The organism is Streptomyces javensis, assembly GCF_039525925.1.
Classification (GTDB): Bacteria; Actinomycetota; Actinomycetes; order Streptomycetales; family Streptomycetaceae; genus Streptomyces; species Streptomyces asiaticus.
In genome coordinates, this window is record NZ_BAAAIF010000007.1 from 177,130 (window position 1) to 198,442 (window position 21,313).

Below are 21,313 nucleotides of genomic sequence, written 5' to 3' on the forward strand. Positions count from 1 at the left end.
GGAAGGACGACATGACGTCTTCGAGGAAGGACCGCGCTTCCGCCCTGCCCGAGGAGCTGCGGGAGGCTCTGCGCCGCCGCCTCGCGGGCAAGGCCGGGCGCGCCGACGCCATCCCCCGCGCGGACCGCGCGCGGCCGCTGCCGCTGTCCTTCGCCCAGGAGCGGCTGTGGTTCCTGCACACCCTCCAGCCGGAGGAGGCGGGGTACAACAGCGCGCTGGCACTGCGGCTGACCGGCGCCCTGGACGTGGCGGCGCTCTCCCGGGCGCTGGATGCCCTGGTGGAGCGCCATGAGGCGCTGCGGACCACGTTCGACGACCTCGACGGCGGGCCCGTCCAGGTGGTGCGCCCGGCCGCGCCCGTACCGCTGCCGGTGGCCGACCTCAGAGCCCGTGTCACCGGCGAGGACGGGGACGCCGAGGCGCTGGACCGGCTGCTGTTGGCCGAGTACGCCCGGCCGTTCGAGCTGCGGACCGGTCCGGCGCTGCGGGCACTGCTGGTCCGCCTGGCCGAGGACGCGCACGTACTGCTGCTCACGGCCCATCACATCGTCACCGACGGCTGGTCGATGGGGGTGTTGCAGGACGAGCTGTGCGCGCTCTACGACGCCGGGCCCGGCACGGACCCGCTGCCCCCGGTGCCGGTGCAGTACCCGGACTTCGCCGTGTGGCAGCGGGAGCGGCTCTCCGGGGCCGTCCTGGACCGCCAGCTCGCCTACTGGAAGGGGCGGCTGGACGGCGTCGTCCCGCTGGAGCTGCCCACCGACCGGCCCCGGCCCGCCGCGCCCACCTCGGCGGGGGCGATCCACGAGTTCACCGTGGGCCGCGCCACCGCGGACCGGCTGCGGGCGCTCGCGGCGCACGAGCGGACCACGCTGTTCACGGCGCTGGTCGCCACCTGTCAGGGGCTGTTCGCCCGCTGGTCGGGGCAGGACGACATCGCCATCGGCACCGTCACCTCCGGCCGTGGCCGCACCGAACTCGAGCGCGCCGTCGGCTTCTTCGTCAATACGGTGGTGCTGCGCTCCACCGTGGACACGGCCCGTTCGTACCGCGAACTGCTGGCCGACGCCGGGGCCACGGTGCTGGACGCCTTCGCCCATGACGAGGCGCCGTACCAGCGGCTGGTGGAGGCCGTGGGGGCGCGCCGGGAGGCGGGCCGCAATCCGCTGTTCGATGTGATGGTGCTGCTGCACAGCGCCACGAGGAGCGCGCCCCGGCTGTCCGGCCTGGCCGCGACGAGCGTGGCCGTGCCCCGCCGTTCGGCCACCTTCGACCTCAGCGTCGAGTTCGTCGAGGACGGGGAGGAGCTGCGGGGGCTGCTGGAGTACGGCACCGAGCTGTTCGACCGGGCGACCGCCGAGCGGATGGCGGGGCATCTGCTGGTGCTGCTGGACGGGGCGGCCGCCGAACCGGACCGGCCGGTGCGCGAGCTGCCCCTGCTCACGGAGGGGGAGCGGCGGCGGATGACGGCCGCCGGGCACGGCCCGGCGCTCGCGGTCGAACCGGCCACGTTCCCGGCGGTGTTCGAGGCGGCGGCGGCCCGTACCCCGGGCGCCACCGCGCTGGTGGCCTCCGACGCCACCTACGACTTCGCGGGGCTGAACGCGGCCGCCAACCGGCTGGCCCACCATCTGATCGCCCGGGGCGTGGGCCCGGAGCGCGTGATCGGGGTGAAGCTGCCCCGGACCTCCGAGATGATCGTGGCGATCCTGGGTGTGCTCAAGGCGGGCGGGGTCTATCTGCCCATCGATCCCGAACTGCCCGCCGAGCGCGTCGCGTTCCTCCTCGGCGACGCCGAGCCCGCGCTGGTGCTCGACGAGGCCGCGCTGCGCGCCGTCCCGGCCACGCTGCCGGTGGCGAATCCCACGGACGCGGACCGCACCGCCGTACTGCGCCCCGACAGCGCCGCCTACGTCCTGTACACCTCGGGCTCCACCGGCCGCCCCAAGGGGGTGGCCGTGGAGCACCGGTCGCTGGTCAATCTGCTGGTCGGCCACCGCGAGGGCTTCGTGGCCGAGGCGGGCGGGGGGCCGCTGCGGGTGGCGCTGACCGCGTCGTTCTCCTTCGACACCTCGCTGGAGGGGCTGCTGCTCCTGGCCGACGGCCATGAGCTGCACCTCATCGACGAGGCCACCCGGCTCGATCCGGCCGCGCTCGTGGCGCGCGTCGCCGAGCGCCGTATCGACTTCCTCGACCTGACCCCCTCGTATCTGCGGCAGCTCCTCCCGGCCGGGCTGCTGGACCACCCCCGGCACCGGCCGCGGGTGCTGATGCTGGGCGGCGAGGCCATCGGTCCGTCGCTGTGGCGGCGGCTGGCGGACACGCCGGGGACGTCGGCGTACAACTTCTACGGTCCGACCGAGTGCACCATCGACGCGCTCGCGGCCCGGATCGGCGGTGCGGGGCGCCCGGTGGTGGGCCGCCCGCTGGGCAATCTGCGCGCCCATGTGCTCGACTCCCGGCTCCAGCCGGTGCCGGTGGGGGTGGCGGGTGAGCTGTATCTGGCGGGTGAGCAGGTGGCCCGGGGGTACCGGGGCCGTCCGGGGCTGACCGCGTCCCGCTTCGTGGCCGATCCGTACGGGCCCGCCGGGAGCCGGATGTACCGCACCGGGGACCTGGCCCGCTGGACCGCGGACGGGGAGCTGGACTACCTCGGCCGGGCCGACGACCAGGTGAAGATCCGGGGCCATCGGATCGAACCGGGCGAGATCGAGGCGGCGCTGCTCGATCTGCCGGCCGTCGCCGAGGCGGCCGTCGTCGCCGTGACCGACGACCGCGGCCACGCCCGGCTGGCCGCCTACTACGTGCCCGCGCCCGGCGGTGAGCCGCCCGCCTCCGGTGAGTTGCGCGCGGCCCTCGGGCGGACCCTGCCCGGCCATATGGTCCCCGGTGCCTTCGTCGCCCTCGACGCCATGCCGCTGGGCACCAGCGGCAAGCTGGACCGCCGGGCGCTGCCCGCGCCACGGCTGGACGCGGACCGGCCGGAGCGGGACACCACCGCGCCGCGCACCGGGGCGGAGCGGGAGCTGGCGCGGATCTGGGCGGAGGTGCTGGGCGCCCGGACGGTGGGGGTGAACGACAACTTCTTCGAGCTGGGCGGCGATTCGATCCTCAGCATCCAGATCGTCTCCCGGGCCCGCCAGGCCGGACTCGCGCTCACCTCGCGGGATGTCTTCCTGCACCAGACCATCGCCGAGCTGGCCGCCGCCGTGGCACCGCGCAGCGCGCCCGAAGCCGCCGGGGACGAACCGGCGGAGGTGGCGGGCCCGGCGCCGCTCACCCCGATCCAGCACTGGTTCTTCGCCACCCACGGCCCGCTGCGCCACTTCACCATGTCGATGGTCCTCGAGCTGCCGTACGACCTGGACGAGGAGGCGCTGGAGGCCGCGCTGGACGCCGTGGTCGGGCACCACCCGGCCCTGCGCACCCGGTTCGTCCAGGGGGACGACGGCGGGTGGCGGCAGCTCGGGGACGGCGCGCCGGGTGAGCCGGTGCTGCTGCGCCACGAGCTGACCGGGCTCGGCGGCACGGAGGAGACGGCCGCGGCCGAGGCCGCCGCGGAGGCCGCCCGCGCCGAACTCGACCTGGCCACTGGGGCGTTGCTGCGGGGCGCCCTGCTGCGGCGCGGGGCGGGGGCCCGGCCGCGGCTGTTCCTCACCGCGCACCACCTGGCCGTGGACAGCGTCTCGTGGCGCGTTCTGCTGGGCGATCTCGAGAGCGCCTACCGACAGGCCGCCGCCGGGGAGCCGGTGCGTCTGGAGCCCGCCTCCACCCCCTTCACCACCTGGGCCCACCGGCTGGGCGAGCGGGTGCGGGAGGGCGAGCTGGACGCCGATCTGCCGTACTGGGAGGGCGTACGGCGGGCGGGCGGCGCGGACCTTCCGGTGGACCGCCCCGGTACGGCCACCGCCGGGTCCACCCACAGCGTGCGGGTGACGCTCGACCGCGAGGTCACCGACGGGCTGCTGCGCCGGGTGCCCGGGGTGTACCGGACGCAGATCAACGATGTGCTCCTCGGCGCGCTGGGGCGGGTGCTCGCCGGGTGGACGGGTGAGGACCGGGTGCTGGTGGCCATGGAGGGCCACGGCCGTGAGGAGCTGGACGCGGCCGTCGATCTGTCCCGGACCGTGGGCTGGTTCACCACGCAGTACCCGGTGGCGCTGACGCTGCCCGGGGACGGTTGGGGCGCGGTGCTGAAGTCGGTGAAGGAACAGCTGCGCGCGGTGCCGCACCGGGGGCTGAGCCATGAGGCGCTGGCGTATCTGAGCGCTCCCGACTCCCCCGCCCGCGCGCTCGCCGACGCGCCGCTGCCGGGCATCTGCTTCAACTACCACGGCCAGTGGGACTCGGGCGGGGGCGGCGGCACGTTCACGCTCACCGGGGAGAGCCTGGGGCGGGATCTGGCGGCCGACGAGCCGTCGGTGTATCCGCTCGATGTGTCCGCCGTGGTGGCGGACGGTGAGCTGGAGCTGACCTGGCTGTACTCCGACCGGGTCCACGACGCGGCCACGGTGCGGGGGCTCGCGGACGGGATGCTCACGGCGCTGCGGGAGATCGTGGCGCACTGCGACGGACCGGACGCGGGCGGCCGTACCCCCTCCGACTTCCCGCTGGCCCGGCTGGACCAGGCCGCTGTCGACCGGCTGGTGGGCGACGGGCGGGAGATCGAGGACGTCTATCCGCTGACGCCGCTTCAGGAGGGCATGCTCTTCCACCGGCTGGTGGGCGGCGAGGAGGACGTCTACCTCGACCAGGCCACGCTGATCCTGGACGGGGTGGGCGAACCGGAGGCGTTCGCCCGGGCCTGGCAGGAGACGGTGGACCGCACACCGGGCTTGCGTACCGGCGTCGTCTGGGAGGGCGTCGAGCGGCCGTTGCAGATGGTCCGCCACCGGGCCGAGGTGCCCGTGACCCAGCTGGACTGGCGCGGGCTGCCGGAGGAGCGGCGCGAGGCCGAGCTGGAGCGGTTCCGGGCCGAGGACCTGGCCCGGGGCATCGATCTGACTGCGCCGCCGCTGATGCGGCTGGCCATCGCCCGGCTGACCGGCACCCGGGTGGCGCTGATGTGGACCTCGCACCATCTGGTCCTGGACGGCTGGAGCCTGGCGCAGGTGTTCACCGAGGTGTGCGAGCGGTACACCGCGGCCGCCCAGGGCCGTGCTCCGGCGCTCCCCGCCCGCCGCCCGTTCCGCGACTATCTGAAGTGGCTGGACGGGCGGGACGGGCAGGAGGCCGAGCGCCACTGGCGGGACGCGCTCGCGGGCTTCACCGCCCCGACCCCGCTCCCCGCCGACCGCAAGGCGGTGGAGTCCCACCGGGCCCGGTCCTCGGCCACCGTGGCGGTCTCGCTCACCCCCGAGGTGTCGGAGGAGCTGCGCCGTACGGCCCGCGGCGGCGGCCTTACGGTCAACACGATCGTGCAGGGCGCCTGGGCGCTGCTGCTCTCCCGGTACGGCGGCCAGGAGGACGTGGTCTTCGGCACCACGGTCTCGGGCCGTCCGGCGGAGCTGGCCGGGGTCGAGTCGATGGTCGGGATGTTCATCAACACCCTGCCGACCCGGGTGCGGGTGGACGCCGCCCGCGACACCGGGGACTGGCTGCGGGAACTCCAGGTGGCGCAGTCCGCGTCCCGGCGCCATGAGTCCGTCTCGCTGGCGCAGGTGGCGGGCTGGAGCGAGATTCCGGCCGGGACCTCGCTCTTCGATTCGATGGTGGCCTTCGAGAACTACCCCTTTGACGACTCCTCGGCGCGCGAGGCGGGCCTGCGGATCATCGAGGTCCACTCGATCGACGCCACCAACTTCGGCCTGAGTCTGCGGGCCCATCTCTCCGACCGGCTGGGCTTCGACCTCGGCTATGACCCGGGGCTGTTCGACGCCCGGACCGCGGCCGCGCTCGCCGACCGGCTGGCTCTGCTGCTCACCGCTATCGCGGCGGACCCCGACCGTCCGCTGCGGGCGCTGCCGTGGACCACCGCCGAGGAGCGGCGGCGGATCCTGGTGGAGTGGGGCGGCGGCGCGGCCCCCGAGGCGCCGGAGCGGACACTGGTGGACCTGTTCGAGGAGCAGGCCGCTCGCACCCCCGGGGCCACGGCCGTCTCCTGCGCCGGGGTTTCGCTGTCGTACGCCGAGCTCGACGCGCGGGCGGGCCGGTTGGCGCATCGGCTGATCGCCGAGGGGGCCGGGCGGGAGCGGTACGTGGCGCTGGCGCTGCCCCGTACGCCGGAGATGGTCGTCGCGATCGTGGCGGTGCTCAAGACAGGGGCCGCCTATCTGCCCCTCGACCCGGACCAGCCGTCCGGCCGGATCGCCCGGATGCTCGCCGACGCCGAACCGGTGGCCCTGCTGACCACCACCGACCTGCGGGCGCGGCTCGCCGAGGACGAGGACACCGCCGAACCCACCGTCGAACCCACCGCCGTGACCCGGCTGTGCCTGGACGACCCCGCCCTGATCGCCGATCTGGAGCGCCGGCCCGCCGCCCTCCCGGCCGGTTCCGGGCCGCTGCCGGAGAGCCCCGCCTACGCCATCTACACCTCCGGGTCCACGGGCGTGCCCAAGGGCGTGGTGATCCCGCACTCCAACGTGGTCCGGCTGTTCTCCCGCACCCGGGAGTGGTTCTCGTACGACGCGAGCGATGTGTGGACGCTGTTCCACAGCTACGCCTTCGACTTCTCCGTCTGGGAGATCTGGGGGCCGCTGCTGCACGGCGGACGGCTCGTGGTGGTCCCGTACGCCGTCTCCCGCTCCCCCGAGGAGTTCCTGCGGCTGCTGGCGGACGAGGGGGTGACGGTGCTCAGCCAGACGCCGTCCGCCTTCCAGGGGCTGATGCGCGCCGACGCGGAGCACCCGGGCTCCCGACTCGCGCTGCGCCGGGTGGTGTTCGGCGGTGAGGCGCTCGACGCGCGGCGGCTGGCGGGCTGGTACGCGCGGCATCCGGACACCGCGCCGGTGCTGGTCAACATGTACGGGATCACCGAGACCACCGTGCATGTCACCTACGCCCCGCTCGACCGCGCGGCGACGTCCGTCGCGGCGAGCGCCATCGGCACCGGCATCCCCGATCTGCGGGTGTACGTGCTGGACGAGGGGCTGGCGCCGGTGCCACCGGGCGCGGTCGGCGAACTGTATGTGGCGGGGGCCGGGCTCGCCCGGGGCTATCTGCGCCGCCCGGGCCTGACCGCGTCCCGCTTCGTGGCCGATCCGTACGGGCCCGCCGGGAGCCGGATGTACCGCACCGGCGACCGGGCCCGGTGGAGCGCGGACGGGGAGCTGGAGTATCTGGGCCGCGCCGACGACCAGGTGAAGATCCGTGGCTTCCGGGTCGAGCCCGGGGAGATCGAGGCGGCGCTGGCCGCCCATCCGGGGGTCGGCGACGCGGTGGTGACGGTGCGGGAGGACCAGCCCGGGGTGCGGCGGCTGGTGGCCCATGTGGTGGCCGCCGGTTCGGCCGCGCCTCCGCGGGCCGGTGAGTTGCGGGAGTTCCTCCGGCGGACGCTGCCCGCGCAGATGATCCCGGCGGCGTTTGTGGCGCTGGCCGCGCTGCCGCTGACCGCGAACGGCAAGCTGGACCGGCGCGCGCTGCCCGCGCCCGGCCTCGACGGCTTCGCGGCGAGCGCCGAGCGGATCGCCCCGCGCACCGAGGCCGAGCGCACGGTGGCGCGGGTGTGGGCCGAGGTGCTGCCGGTCGAGGAGGCCGGGGCGACGGACGACTTCTTCGCCCTGGGCGGCGATTCGATCCTGGCCATCCGGGTGGCCTCGCGGCTGCGGACGGCCTTCGGCACCGAGGTCACCCCGCGTGCGCTGTTCACCCACACCACCGTGGCCGAACTCGCCGCCGCGCTGGGCGCGCCGGAGGACGGTGGGGCCGCGGAGGACGGCGGGGCGCCGGAAGTCGGCGGGGCGCCGGACACCATCCCGGCCGTGCCTCGGGACGGGGAGCTGCCGCTGTCCTTCGCGCAGGCCCGGCTGTGGTTCCTGGACTCCTTCGACGGCGGCGGCACGGAGTATGTGACCCCGTTCGCGCTGCGGCTGCGCGGCCGCCTGGACACCGCCGCGCTGCGCACCGCCCTGGACGCCCTGGTGGCCCGGCATGAACCGCTGCGCACCACCTTCGCCGAGGTGGACGGCCGCGGGGTGCAGCGGGTGCACGACCCGTACGAGGTGGCGCTGGGGCTGCGTGACCTCACGGCCCGCCCCGTCGCCGAGCGCGAGCGGGAGCTCGAGCGGCTGCTGGAGCGGGAGGGTGCCACCCCCTTCGATCTGCGCACCGGGCCGCTGCTGCGGGCGTCCCTGATCCGGCTGGACGACGAGGAGCACGTCCTCACCCTGACGATGCACCACATCGTCACGGACGGCTGGTCCACGGCCGTCATCGGCGCCGATCTGAGCGAGCTGTACGGCGCGGCGGTCCTGGCGCGGCGACCCGCGCTCGCCCCGCTGCCGCTGGGCTACGCCGACTACGCGGCGTGGCAGCGCGATCCGCTCGGCGGCGCGGCGCGGATGGAGCCGCAGCTGGAGTACTGGCGGACGCGGCTGGCGGACCTGGCGCCCCTGGAGCTGCCGACCGACCGTCCCCGGCCGGCCGTACAGACCAGATGCGGCGCACTGCTGGAGTTCACCCTGCCCGCCGCGCTGGTGGAGCGGGTGCGCGCGGCCGGGCGGCGCCGCGACTCCACCCTCTTCATGACGCTCCTCGCCACCTGCCAGGTGCTGCTGGCCCGCTGGTCGGGGCAGGAGGACATCGCGGTGGGCACCGTGGCCTCGGGACGTGAGCGGCCCGAACTGGAGCAGCTGGTCGGGATGTTCGTGAACACGCTGGTGCTGCGCACCCGGGTGGCGGCCGACGAGTCGTTCGAGGAGCTGCTCACCCGGGTGCGGGGCACCGTGCTGGACGCCTTCGCCCACCAGGACGTGCCGTTCGAGCGGATCGTGGACGCGCTCCAGCCGGAGCGGGACACCAGCCGAATCCCGCTCTTCCAGGTCATGGTGGCGCTGCACAACCTGGGCGCCGAGGTGCCCGACCTGCCCGGTCTCACCGTGGAGGCCGTACGGGTGCCGGGCCGGACCGCCGGTTTCGATCTGAGCTTCGACTTCGTGGCCGGCCCCGGCGGCCTGACCGGCTTCGTGGAGTACAACACCGATCTGTTCGACGCGGCCACCGTGGAGCGGATGGCCCGTCAGCTGCGGCTGCTGCTGGAAGCGGTGGCCGAGGACCCCGGGCTCCGGGTGGGCGAGCTGCCGCTGCTGACCGCCGGGGAGCGACGGACGGTGCTGGAGGAGTGGAACGGCACCGCGCTCGCCGTGCCGGACACCACCTTCCCCCGGCTCTTCGAGGAGCAGGCCGCCCGTGCCCCGGGCGCCACCGCGCTGGTGGCCTCCGACGCCGCCTACGACTTCGCGGGGCTGAACGCGGCCGCCAACCGGCTGGCCCACCATCTGATCGCCCTGGGCGTGGGCCCGGAGCGGGTGGTCGCGGTCAGGCTTCCGCGCACCGCCGAGCTGATGGTGGCCCTGCTGGCGGTCCTCAAGGCGGGCGGTACGCAGCTGTACGTGGACCCCGGGCTGCCCCCGACACGCGCGCGGTTCCTGCTGGACGACGCGGCGCCCGAGGTGGTCCTCACCCCGGAGGTCCTGCGCGACGCGCACCTCGACGGGCTGCCGGACACCGACCCCACCGACGCGGACCGGACGGCCCCGCTGCTGCCCGGGCACACCGCGTACATCACCTACACCTCGGGGTCCACCGGCCGCCCCAAGGGTGTCGCCGTCGAACACCGCCAGCTGGTCAACCTCTGCCTCGACCACCGGGCCGGGCTGATCGCCCCGCACCAGGCCGAGGCGGGGCGCCCGCTGCGCTCGGCGCTGACCGCCGCGTTCTCCTTCGACACCTCCTGGGAGGGCGCGGTGTTCCTGGCCTCGGGCCAGGAGGTGCACCTGGTGGACGACGCGGTACGGCTGGACCCGGCCGCGCTCGTGGCCCTGGTCGAGGACCGTGGCCTGGACTTCCTCGACGTCACCCCGTCGTACCTCCATGAGCTGATGGCGGCCGGGCTGTACGCCGGGGACCGCCACCGCCCCCGGATCGTCATGGTGGGCGGCGAGGCCCTCGGGGCGGGGCTGTGGCGGGAGCTGCGCGCGGTGCCGGGCGTGGCGGCGTACAACTTCTACGGGCCCACCGAATGCGCCGTGGACGCGGTCTACGGCGACCTGGCCGGTCTCGGCGACCGTCCGCTCATCGGACGCCCCGGCCGCAATCTGCGGGCGTACGTCCTGGACGGCGCGGCGCGGCCGGTGCCGCCCGGCGTCCCCGGTGAACTCCATCTGGCCGGGGCGCAGGTCGCCCGAGGCTATCTGCGCCGCCCCGGGCTCACCGCTGCGCGTTTCGTCGCCGATCCGTACGGCCCTCCCGGCAGCCGGATGTACCGCACCGGCGACCGGGCGCGCTGGACGGCGGACGGGACGCTGGAGTTCCTGGGCCGCGCCGACGAACAGCTCAAGATCCGCGGGTTCCGCATCGAGCCCGGCGAGATCGAGGCCGCGCTGCTGGACCATCCGGCGGTCCAGGAGGCGGTGGTGGTGGCCCGCGAGGACACCGGCCACCGGCGGCTGGTGGCCTATCTGGTGACGTGCTCCGACGACTCGACCGGCTCCCCCGATCCGGTGGAGCTGCGCGCCCTGCTCAAGCGCACCCTGCCGGACTACATGGTCCCGGCCGCCTTCGTGACCCTGGACCGGATGCCCCGCACCGACAGCGGCAAGGTGGACCGGCGCGCGCTGCCCGCTCCCCCGGACCGCCCGGAGCAGGGCTCGCCGTATGTGGCGCCCCGGAACCCGGCCGAGACGGTGCTGGCCGGGGTGTGGGCCGAGGTGCTGGGCGTCCCGGAGGTGGGGGTGGAGGACAACTTCTTCGCCCTGGGCGGCGATTCGATCCTGAGCATCCAGATCGTCTCCCGCGCCCGCCGGGCCGGGCTGACGCTCACCTCCAAGGACGTCTTCCGCCACCAGACCATCGCGGAACTGGCGCTGAGCGTCGAGACGGCCCGGCGGCAGCCGCTCGCCGAGACGGCCGACGCGGTGGCCGGACCGGCGCCGCTGACCCCCATCCAGCACTGGTACCTGGACGGGCGGCACCCCGGCGAGCGGCACCACTTCACCATGAGCCACCGGCTGGAGCTCACCGGCGACCTCGACGAGGCCGCCCTGCGGCGGGCGGTGGACGCCCTGGTGGCACACCACGCCGCGCTGCGCACCCGCTTCCTGGTCGTCGACGGGCAGTGGCGGCAGGAGGTCCTGCCCACCGCCCCCGGCGGTGTCCTGGAGCGGCACGACCTGTCCGGTCTGGACGACGCGGCACGCACCGAAGCCGTACGGAGCGCCACGGTCGCGGCCCAGACGGGGCTGGACATCGCCGAAGGGGCCGTACTGCGGGCGCTGCTGTTCACCTTCGGCCCCGGGCAGCCGCCCGAGTTGCTGCTCACCGCCCACCATCTGGTGGTCGACGGCGTCTCCTGGCGGGTCCTGCTCGGCGATCTGGAGACCGCCTACCGCGGCGCCGCCGCCGGTGGCGCGGCCACCCTGCCCCCGGCGAGCTGCGCCTTCACCCAGTGGGCCGCCCGGCTGGCGGACCATGTGCGCTCCGGCGGGCTCGACGGCGACCTGGCGTACTGGACCGGCGTGGCGCGCTCCGCGCCCGCCGCGCTCCCCGTCGACCGCGAGGGCCTCAACACCCATGAGACGGCGGCCACGGTGACCACGGTCCTCGGCCGCGCCGAGACCGAGGCGCTGCTGCGCCAGGTCCCCGGCGTCTACCGGACGCGGATCAACGACGTACTGCTCGCCGCGCTCGGCCGGAGCCTGGCGCGCTGGACCGGCGGGGACACGGTGCTGATCGGCGTGGAGGGGCACGGCCGGGAGGACCTCTTCGAGGACCTGGACCTCTCCCGTACGGTCGGCTGGTTCACCGCCGAGTACCCGCTCGCGCTGGCCGTCGACGCCGGGGCGGGGTGGCGCGACACCCTACGGTCCGTCAAGGAGCAGCTGCGGGCCGTTCCGCACCACGGGCTCGGCCACGGAGCGCTGCGCCACCTGGCCCCGGAGGACTCCCCGGCCGAGGAGCTGCGGGGCGGTCCCTCGCCGCAGATCGTCTTCAACTACCACGGCCAGTGGGACATAGGGGCAACCGGCGGGAGCGCCCCGGGCCTGTACCGCGCGGCCCTCCCCGTGACCGGCCGGGACGCCGCGCCCGGGGAGCCCCGCCCATGTCTGCTGGAGGTCACCGGGGCGGTCCAGGACGGCCGTCTCGAGCTGGGCTGGAGCTATCCGGCCCGGATGTACGACGAGGCCACCGTGCGCCGGGTGGCGGAGGACTGCCTGGCCGCGCTGGAGGAGATCGTCGCGCACTGCGCAGAGCCCGGCGCGGGCGGGCGCACCCCGTCCGACTTCCCGCTCGCCCGGCTCGACCAGCGCCAGGTGGATCTGATCGCCGGTGACGGCGGCGCGGTGGAGGACGTGTATCCGCTGACCCCGCTCCAGGCCGGCATGCTCTTCCACGGCCTCGTGGACAGCGCTGCCGCCGGTGGCGCCTACTTCGACCAGATCGCCATCCGGATCGGCGGGATCGCCGACCCGGACGCCTTCGCGGCCGCCTGGCAGCGGGTGGTGGACCGTACGCCGGGCCTACGCAGCTCCGTCCGCTGGGAGGGCCTGGCCGAGCCGGTCCAGGTCGTCCACCGCCGGGCCGATCTGCCCACCGTCCGGCTGGATTGGCGGGGGTTGACGCCGCCCGCGCGGGAGGAGGCGCTGCGGCGGCTGCTGGCCGAGGACCGCGCCGCCGGGATGGAGCTGACCTCGGCCCCGCTGAGCCGGATCGCGGTGGCCGGGCTGCCCGACGACGAGGTCATGCTGGTGTGGACCTCGCACCATCTGATGCTCGACGGCTGGAGCACCGGCCAGGTCTTCGCCGAGGTGTGCGAGACCTACGCGTCCCTCGTGGCCGGGCGCTCGCCCCGGCCGCCCGCCCGCCGGGCCTTCCGGGACTTCCTGCGCTGGCTGGGTGAGCAGGACCAGGAGCGTGCGGAGCGGCATTGGCGCGAGGTGCTGGCGGGGTTCGGCACCCGCACCCCGCTGCCGTACGACCGGCCGCCGCGGGAGGCGCATCGCACCACCTCGACCGCGCTGACCCGGCTGGAGCTGACCGAGGAGGTGTCCGCCCGGCTGCGGGAGACCGCGCGCGGCGGTGGGCTGACGGTCAACACGGTGGTGCAGGGCGCGTGGGCGCTGCTGCTGTCGCGGTACGGCGGGGTGCGCGACGTGGTGTTCGGCACCACCGTCTCGGGCCGTCCCGAGGGGCTGCCGGGCGTGGAGACGATGGTCGGCATGTTCATCAACACGGTCCCCACCCGGGCCGTGGCCGAGGGCGGCCATGAGGTCGTGGGATGGCTGCGGGAGCTCCAGGAGCAGCAGAGCGAGTCCCGCCGCTTCGACTTCGTCGCCCTCCCCCGGATCCAGGCCCTCAGCGCGGTCCCGGCCGGTGAACCGCTCTTCGACAGCATGGTGGTGTTCGAGAACTACCCCTTCGACGAGGCGTCGGCGGCCGGTGCCGGGATCCGGGTGCGGGAGGTGCGGGCCGAGGACTCCACCAGTTTCCCGCTGTGTCTGCGCGCCTACCTCGGCGACCGGCTGGGCTTCGACCTCGCCTACGATCCGGCGCTGTTCGACGCGGCCACGGTGGAGCGGGCGGCGGCCCATCTGGAGACGCTGCTGACCGGGATCGCGGACGGCGCCGGGCGGTCGCTGGACGAGCTGCCGCTGCTGGCGGAGGCGGAGCGCCGTCAGGCGGCCGGCGAGTGGAACGCCACCGCCCGGCCGCTGCCGGAGGGTTCGCTCGCGGAGCTGTTCGCCGAGCTGGTCCGCCGGACCCCGGACGCCGTCGCCGTCACCGACGGCGCCACCTCGCTCAGCTATGCCCGGCTCGATGAGTGGGCGGGCCGGTTGGCGGGGCGTCTGCTGCGGTCCGGGGTGGGTGCCGAGGACCGGGTGGCACTGCTCATGGACCGGTCGGTGGAGCTGGTCGTGGCCCAGCTGGCGGTGGTCAGGGCCGGTGGGGTGTACGTACCGGTGGACGCCCGCGCCCCGCGCGACCGGCGGCGCACCCTGCTGGACCAGGCGGGCGCCGCGGTCGTGCTGACGCCGGAGGAGGTGGCCGCCGCCCGGGAGGGCGAGCCGGTGGCGCCCGCGGTGCCGGTGCACCGGGACCGGCTGGCGTATGTGATGTTCACCTCCGGGTCGACGGGTGTGCCGAAGGCCGTGGGGGTGCGCCACCGCGATGTGGCGGCGCTCGCGCTCGACCGTGCCTTCGCCGGTGGCGGGCATGAGCGGGTGCCGCTGCACTCGCCGGTGGCGTTCGACGCCGCCACCTACGAGATGTGGGTGCCGCTGCTGAACGGTGGCCGGGTGGTGGTGACATCGGGCGAGCTGGACGCCGCCGCGGTGCGCCGTCTGGTGGCCGAGCACGCGGTGACGGGACTCTGGCTGACCGCCGGGCTGTTCCGGCTGCTGGCCGGGGACGCGCCGGACTGCTTCACGGGGCTGCGCGAGGTGTGGACCGGCGGCGATGTGGTGCCCGCGGCCTCGGTGCGCCGGGTGCTGGCGCGCTGCCCCGGGCTGACCGTGGTGGACGGCTACGGGCCGACCGAGACCACGACCTTCGCCACGTGCTTCCCGATGTCCCGCGCCGACGAGGTGCCCGAGGTGGTGCCGATCGGCCGGCCGCTGGACAACGTGCGGGTCCACGTCCTGGACCCCAGGATGCGGATCGTGCCGCCGGGTGTGGTCGGCGAACTCTTCGTCGCCGGTGCGGGGGTGGCCCGTGGCTACCTCGGCCGGCCGGGACCGACCGCCGCGGCGTTCCTCCCCGATCCGTACGGACCCGCCGGGGAGCGGATGTACCGCACCGGCGATCTGGCGCGGCGCCGCCCGGACGGCACGGTGGAGTTCCTCGGCCGCGCCGATGACCAGGTCAAGGTCCGTGGCTTCCGGATCGAGCCGGGCGAGGTGGAAGGGGTACTGGCCGGGCATCCCGAGGTGGCGGATGTCGCGGTGGTGGCCCGCGCGGACGGTCCCGGTGGCAAGCGGCTGGTGGCCTATGTGGTGGCCGCCTGCGACGCCCCGGTGGAGGGTGAGCGCTTGCGGGCGTACGCGGCGGAGCGGCTGCCGGACTACATGGTGCCGTCCGCCGTCGTCCCGCTGGACGCGCTGCCGCTCGGCCCCACCGGGAAGCTGGACCGCGCGGCGCTGCCCGCCCCCGGCCCGGACACCCGACGCACGCCCTACCGGGCGCCGCGCGAGGGGTTCGAGCAGGCCGTGGCGGCGGTCTGGGCCGAGGTGCTGGAGGTCGAACGCGTCGGCGCCGGGGACAACTTCTTCGAGCTCGGCGGCGACTCGATCCTCTCCATCCGGCTCACCTCACGGCTGCGGGAGGTGCTCGGGGTGGATCCGTCGCCCCGCCTGGTGTTCACCCATCCGACCGTCGCCGCCCTGGCCGAGGCGCTCGGTGGCGCGGAGGGCCGCGGCGCGGACCGGCCCGCCCCGATCACACCGGTGGCCCGGGACGGCGAGCTGCCGCTGTCGTATCCGCAGCAGCGGCTGTGGTTCCTGGACTCCTTCGCACCCGACAGCGCCGAGTACATCACCCCGCTGGCGCTGCGGATGCGGGGAGCCCTCGATGTGGACGCGCTCAGCGCGGCGCTGACCGCGCTGGTGGCCCGGCACGAGTCGCTGCGGACCACCTTCGACGCGGTGGACGGCCGCGGGGTGCAGATCGTGCACGACCCCCGGGAGATCCGGCTCGACCCGTACGATCTGTCCCATCTCCCCGCCGCCGAGCGGGAGGCGGAGCTGCGGGAGCTGCTGGCGTACGAACGGGCCCGCCCGTTCGATCTGCGGCGCGGCCCGCTGCTGCGCGCCGGGCTGATCCGGCTCGGCGCCCAGGAGCACATGCTGAGCCTGACGCTGCATCACATCATCACGGACGGCTGGTCCACCGGTGTGCTCACCGGCGATCTGCGGGAGCTGTACCGGGCGGCGCTGAGCGGTGAGCCCGCGGCGCTGCCCCCGCTCCCGGTGCAGTACGCGGACTTCGCCGCCTGGCAGCGCACCGAACTCACCGCTCCCCGCGCCGAGGAGGAACTGGCCTACTGGACACGGCAGTTGGCTGATGTGCCGCCGCTGGAGGTGCCCACCGACCGGCCCCGACCGGCGGTGCGGACGAAGAACGGCGCCACCGTGGAGTTCGCGGTGCCCGCCGGGGTGAGCTCGCGCCTGAGGGAGTTCGGGCAGACGCGGGGCACCACCCTGTTCATGACGCTCGTGGCGGCGGCCCAGATCCTGCTGGCGCGGCTGTCCGGCGGGCGGGACATCGCGGTGGGTACCGTCACCTCGGGGCGGGAGCGCCCCGAGGTGGAGCGGCTGATCGGCTTCTTCGTCAACACATTGGTGCTGCGCTCCACCGTCGATCCGCACGCCCGCTTCGGCGACTTCCTGGCCGAGGTGCGCGGCACCGTCCTGGACGCCTTCACCCATCAGGCGGTGCCGTTCGAGCGGGTGGTGGACGAGGTGCGGCCGGTGCGGGACACCAGCCGGACACCGCTGTTCCAGGCGATGGTGGTGCTCCAGAACGCCCCGGGGCAGTCGCTGGAGCTGCCCGGTCTGGAGCTGGCGGACGTGGAACTCGACACCCGGACCGCCGCCTTCGACCTCACCTTCGAGTTCGCCGAGGCCGAGGAGGGTGTGCTGCGCGGGCTGATCGGGTACAGCACCGATCTGTTCGACGCCTCGACCGCGGAGCGGATGGGCACGGCCCTGCGGACGCTGCTCGCCGGGATCGCCGAGGATCCGGAGCGGCCGGTGGGCGCGCTGCCGCTGACCACCCCGGCCGAGCTGCGGCGCACCCTGGTCGAGTGGAACGACACCCGTCTGGAGGTGGAGCGGGCCACGCTGCGCGAGCTGTTCGAGCGGCAGGTGGCCGTCTCGCCGGACGCCACCGCCGTGCGGTACGGGAAGGGCGATCTCACCTTCGCCGAGCTGGAGGTGGCCGCGAACCGGCTGGCGCACCGGCTGATCGGCCGGGGCGTGGGGCCGGAGCGGGTGGTGGCGCTGGTGCTGCCGCGTTCGGTGGAGATGCTGGTGGCGCAGCTGGCCGTGGCGAAGGCGGGCGGTGCGTTCCTGCCGGTCGACCCCGGCTATCCGAAGGAGCGGGTGGCGTTCATGCTGCGGGACGCCGCGCCCTCGGTGGTGCTCGACGACGCGGCCTCGGTCTGGGCCGAGGAGGGCCCCGCCGGGCCACCGCCCCGCCGTGGCCTGACGCCGGACCATCCGGCGTATGTCATCTACACCTCCGGCTCCACCGGTGTGCCCAAGGCGGTCGTGGTCACCCATGCCGGGCTGGCCGGTTTCTCGGCCGCCGCGGCAGCGCACTACGACGTGCGGGCCGGGGACCGGGTGCTCCAGTTCTCCTCGCCCAGCTTCGACGCCTCCGTCCTGGAGCTGTGTGTCTCGCTGCCCCGTGGCGCGGCGCTGGTGATCGGCGACGAGGGCCCGCTGCTGGGCGAGCGGCTGGCCGAGGTGCTCGGCGGGCAGCGGATCACCCATGCGCTCATCCCCCCGGCCGCGCTGGCCACCATGGAGGTGGCGGACCGGCGGACGGCGCTGCCGGAGCTGCGGACCCTGATCGTCGGCGCCGACGCCTGCTCAGCGGAGCTGGTGGACCGCTGGGCGCCGGGGCGCCGGATGGTCAACTCCTACGGCCCGACCGAGGCCACGGTGGTGAGCACCTGGTCCGGGCCGCTGACCGCCGGGTCGGGGGTGCCGCCGATCGGCCGGCCGATCCCGAACACCCGGGTCTACGTACTGGACGAGGCGCTGCGCCCGGTGCCGGTGGGCGTGGCCGGGGAGCTGTATGTGGCGGGCACGGGTCTGGCGCGGGGCTATCTGGGCCGTCCGGGGCTGACCGCCACACGGTTCGTGGCCGATCCGTATCGCCCGGCGGGCGGGCGGATGTACCGCACCGGCGATGTGGTGCGGTGGACCGGCGACGGTGAGCTCGCGTTCCTGGGGCGGGCCGACGACCAGGTCAAGGTCCGCGGCTTCCGGATCGAACTCGGCGAGGTGGAGAGCGCGCTGCGGCGCAGCCCGGAGGTGCGGGAAGCGGTGGTCGCCGTACGGGAGACCGCCCCGACACCGGAGCAGCCCTCCGGCGGGAAGCGCCTGGTGGGCTATGTGGTCCCGGCGCCGGGCAGCTCGCCGACCGCCGCCTCGCTGCGCGACGTCCTGGGGCGGACCCTGCCGTCCCATATGGTGCCGTCGGCGTTCGCCACCCTGGACGCCCTTCCGCTCACGGCCAACGGCAAGGTGGACCGCCGGGCGCTGCCCGACCCGGACCCGGCGCCGGTCACCTCCGGTGCGGGTCAGGTGGCCCCGCGCACCCCGATGGAGCGCCGGATCGCGGACATCTGGGCCGATGTGCTCGGTCTGGAACGGGTGGGCGTGGAGGACAACTTCTTCGAGCTCGGCGGGGACTCCATCCTCAGCATCCAGGTGGTCTCCCGCGCCCGGCAGGCCGGGCTGCGGCTGACCACCAAGGACCTGTTCACCCATCAGACCGTGGCGGGTCTCGCCACCGTGGCCACGGCCGAGCGGGACGACGGCCGCGCGGAGCCGGTGACCGGACCGCTTCCGCTCACCCCGATCCAGCGCTGGTTCTTCGCCACCCACATCGTGAATCCGCGCCACTTCAACCAGTCCACGCTGCTGGAGCTGCACCAGGAGCCGGACGAGAAGGCGCTGGAAGGGGCGCTGGCCGCGCTCCTGGTCCACCATGACGCGCTGCGCACCCGGTTCACCGAGGACGGCGCCGAGTGGCACGGCCACGTTCCGGAACCGGATGGCGACGGCGCCGTCCTGGACCACCACGACCTGTCCGGTCTGCCGGCCCAGGAGGCGGACGCGGCGATGGAGAAGGCCGCCGACGCCCTCCATTCGGGCTTCGACCTGGGCCGGGGGCCGCTGCTGCGGGCCGCGCTGTTCCGCTTCGGCGAGGCCCGGCGGCCGTTCCTCTTCCTGACCGCGCACCACCTGGTCATCGACGGGGTGTCCTGGCGGATCCTGCTGGACGACCTGGACATCGCCTATCAGCAGGGCGTGCGGGGCGAACCGGTGGACCTCGGCACCAAGACCACCGCCTTCCGCGACTGGGCGCGGCGGCTGGCGGAGCACGTCGCCGAGGGCGGCCTGGACCACGAGGCCGACCACTGGTGCGAGGCACTCGACGCCCGGCCGCTGCCGGTCGACCATCAGGTGGCCACCCCCGGGCCCGAGCTCGGTACGGTGCCGGTCGAGCTCGACGAGCGGGACACCGAGGCGCTGCTGCGCTCGGCGCCCACGGCCTATCGCACCCGCATCAACGATGTGCTGCTCGCCGCCCTCGCGCTGGCGCTGTCCCGCTGGACGGGCCAGCAGCGGGTGTCGGTGGAGCTGGAGGGCCATGGCCGCGAGGACGTCCTGGACGGTGTCGATCTCTCCCGTACGGTCGGCTGGTTCACCACCATGTATCCGGTCTCCTTCGAGCTGCCGGACCTCCCCGGCGGCGGGCCGGCCGACTGGCGAGGGCTGGTCAAGTCGGTGCGGCGGCGGCTGCGTACCGTCCCCGGCAACGGCTTCGGCTTCGGGGCGCTGCGCGCCTTCGGCCCGCCCGAGCTGCGCGAGCGGCTGTCCCGGCACGGCTCCGGGCCGCAGATCGTGTTCAACTACCTCGGCCAGTGGGACGCCCGGTCGGCCGAGTCCCAGGGCGGTCTGGTCCACGCCGAGCACGGCTCGTTCGGCCAGGACCACGATCCGCGCGAGGGCGGCTCCCATCTGCTGGAGGTGGTGGGCGCGGTGCAGGACGGCCGGCTCGGCTTCACCTGGCGCTACCGCCCCGATGTGCACGAGAGGGCGACCGTGGAGGCGGTGGCCGGGGACTTCGCGGAGGCGCTGCGCCGGATCGCCGGTGACTGCCGGGGCGCCGTATGACCGCCGCCCCGCCGGTGTCGCCGCCGGTACCGCTGTCGCGCAACCGGGACTACCGGCTGCTGTGGGGCAGTCAGGCGCTCTCGGAGTTCGGCTTCCACACGGCGCTGATCGCCTTTCCGCTGCTGGTCCTCGCGCTCACCGGCTCGGGTGCCGCCTCGGGTCTGGTCATGGGCACCATCGCCGCCGCGCAGATGGCGGCCGGGCTCCCGGCGGGTGTCCTGGTGGACGCTTACGACCGCAAGGCCATCATGCTGGGCTGTGAGGCGGCCCAGGCGGTGTCCGCCATCAGCCTGGTGGCCGCCGTGTGGGCCGGTGCGGCCACCGTCTGGCACATGGTCGTCGTGGCGGCGGTGTTCGGGGCGAGCGCGGCGCTCTTCGAACCGGCGGAGAACGCGTCGATGCCCGCGCTGGTGGCGGACGAGCAGCTGCCCACGGCGGTGGCGATGAACACGGCACGCGCCTCGATGGGGCAGTTGGCGGGCACCGCGACCGGCGGGTTCCTGTTCGCCGTGGGGCGGTTCGTGCCCTTCCTGGTGGACGCCGTGACACATACGCTCTCCTTCGTCGGGCTGCTCTTCGTCCGGCTGCCCCGGCGCGAGCGGTCCGCCGCCGGGGCGGGTCCGCTGGGCCGGGAGGCGCTGGCCGGGCTGCGGTGGGTGTGGCGGGAGCGCCGGATCCGGGTGACGGTGGTGTGCGCGGTGGTGCTCAACCTGTTCTTCAGCGCCTTCTACCTCGTCGTCATCGTGCTCGCCGAGTCCCGGGGGGTGCCCTCCGGGGAGGTCGGCGTGATGGCGGCCATGCTCGGGGTGGGCGGAGTGGCGGGCGCGCTGCTGGCGCCCGTACTGCACCGGCGACTGGGCCCGTACGGCGGCATCATCGCGGTGTTCTGGGCGCTGGCCCTGCTCGCCCCGGTCACCGTGCTGATGGACAGCGGCTATCTCATCGGGGTGCTGTTCGCCCTGATGGCGCTGTTCCCGCCGACGGCGAACACCGCCATCATGACCGACCAACTGCTGCGCACCCCCGACGAGCTGCGCGGCAGGCTCACCAGCACACTCGTCCTGGCCTGCGGTGCCGCGGGCGCGGCGGGCCCCGCGCTGGGCGGATCGCTCGCCCAGGCCCTGCCGGGCGACCGGGCGATCCTGCTCTGCTCGGCGGGGATGGCCGCCGCGGCCGTCCTGGCCACCGTCAGCCCGACCCTGCGCACGCTGTCCCGCCGCCATGAGGCGGGGCGGCCGGCCGACTGA

At 74.8% G+C, this 21,313-nt stretch carries 2 protein-coding genes; both read left to right on the top strand.

Annotation, left to right across the window (positions count from 1 at the left end; translation table 11 throughout):
- The first annotated feature begins 11 nt into the window (after positions 1 to 11).
- Positions 12 to 20,066 carry a non-ribosomal peptide synthase/polyketide synthase gene (locus tag ABD329_RS09775; RefSeq protein WP_344316231.1) on the top strand — a complete coding sequence of 6,685 codons (20,055 nt, stop codon included), beginning with the start codon at positions 12 to 14 and terminating at the stop codon, positions 20,064 to 20,066.
- A complete protein-coding gene (locus ABD329_RS09780; protein ID WP_198276454.1) occupies positions 20,063 to 21,313 on the top strand; it encodes an MFS transporter in 1,251 nt (416 codons plus the stop codon). The genes ABD329_RS09775 and ABD329_RS09780 overlap by 4 nt, the downstream gene beginning before the upstream one ends.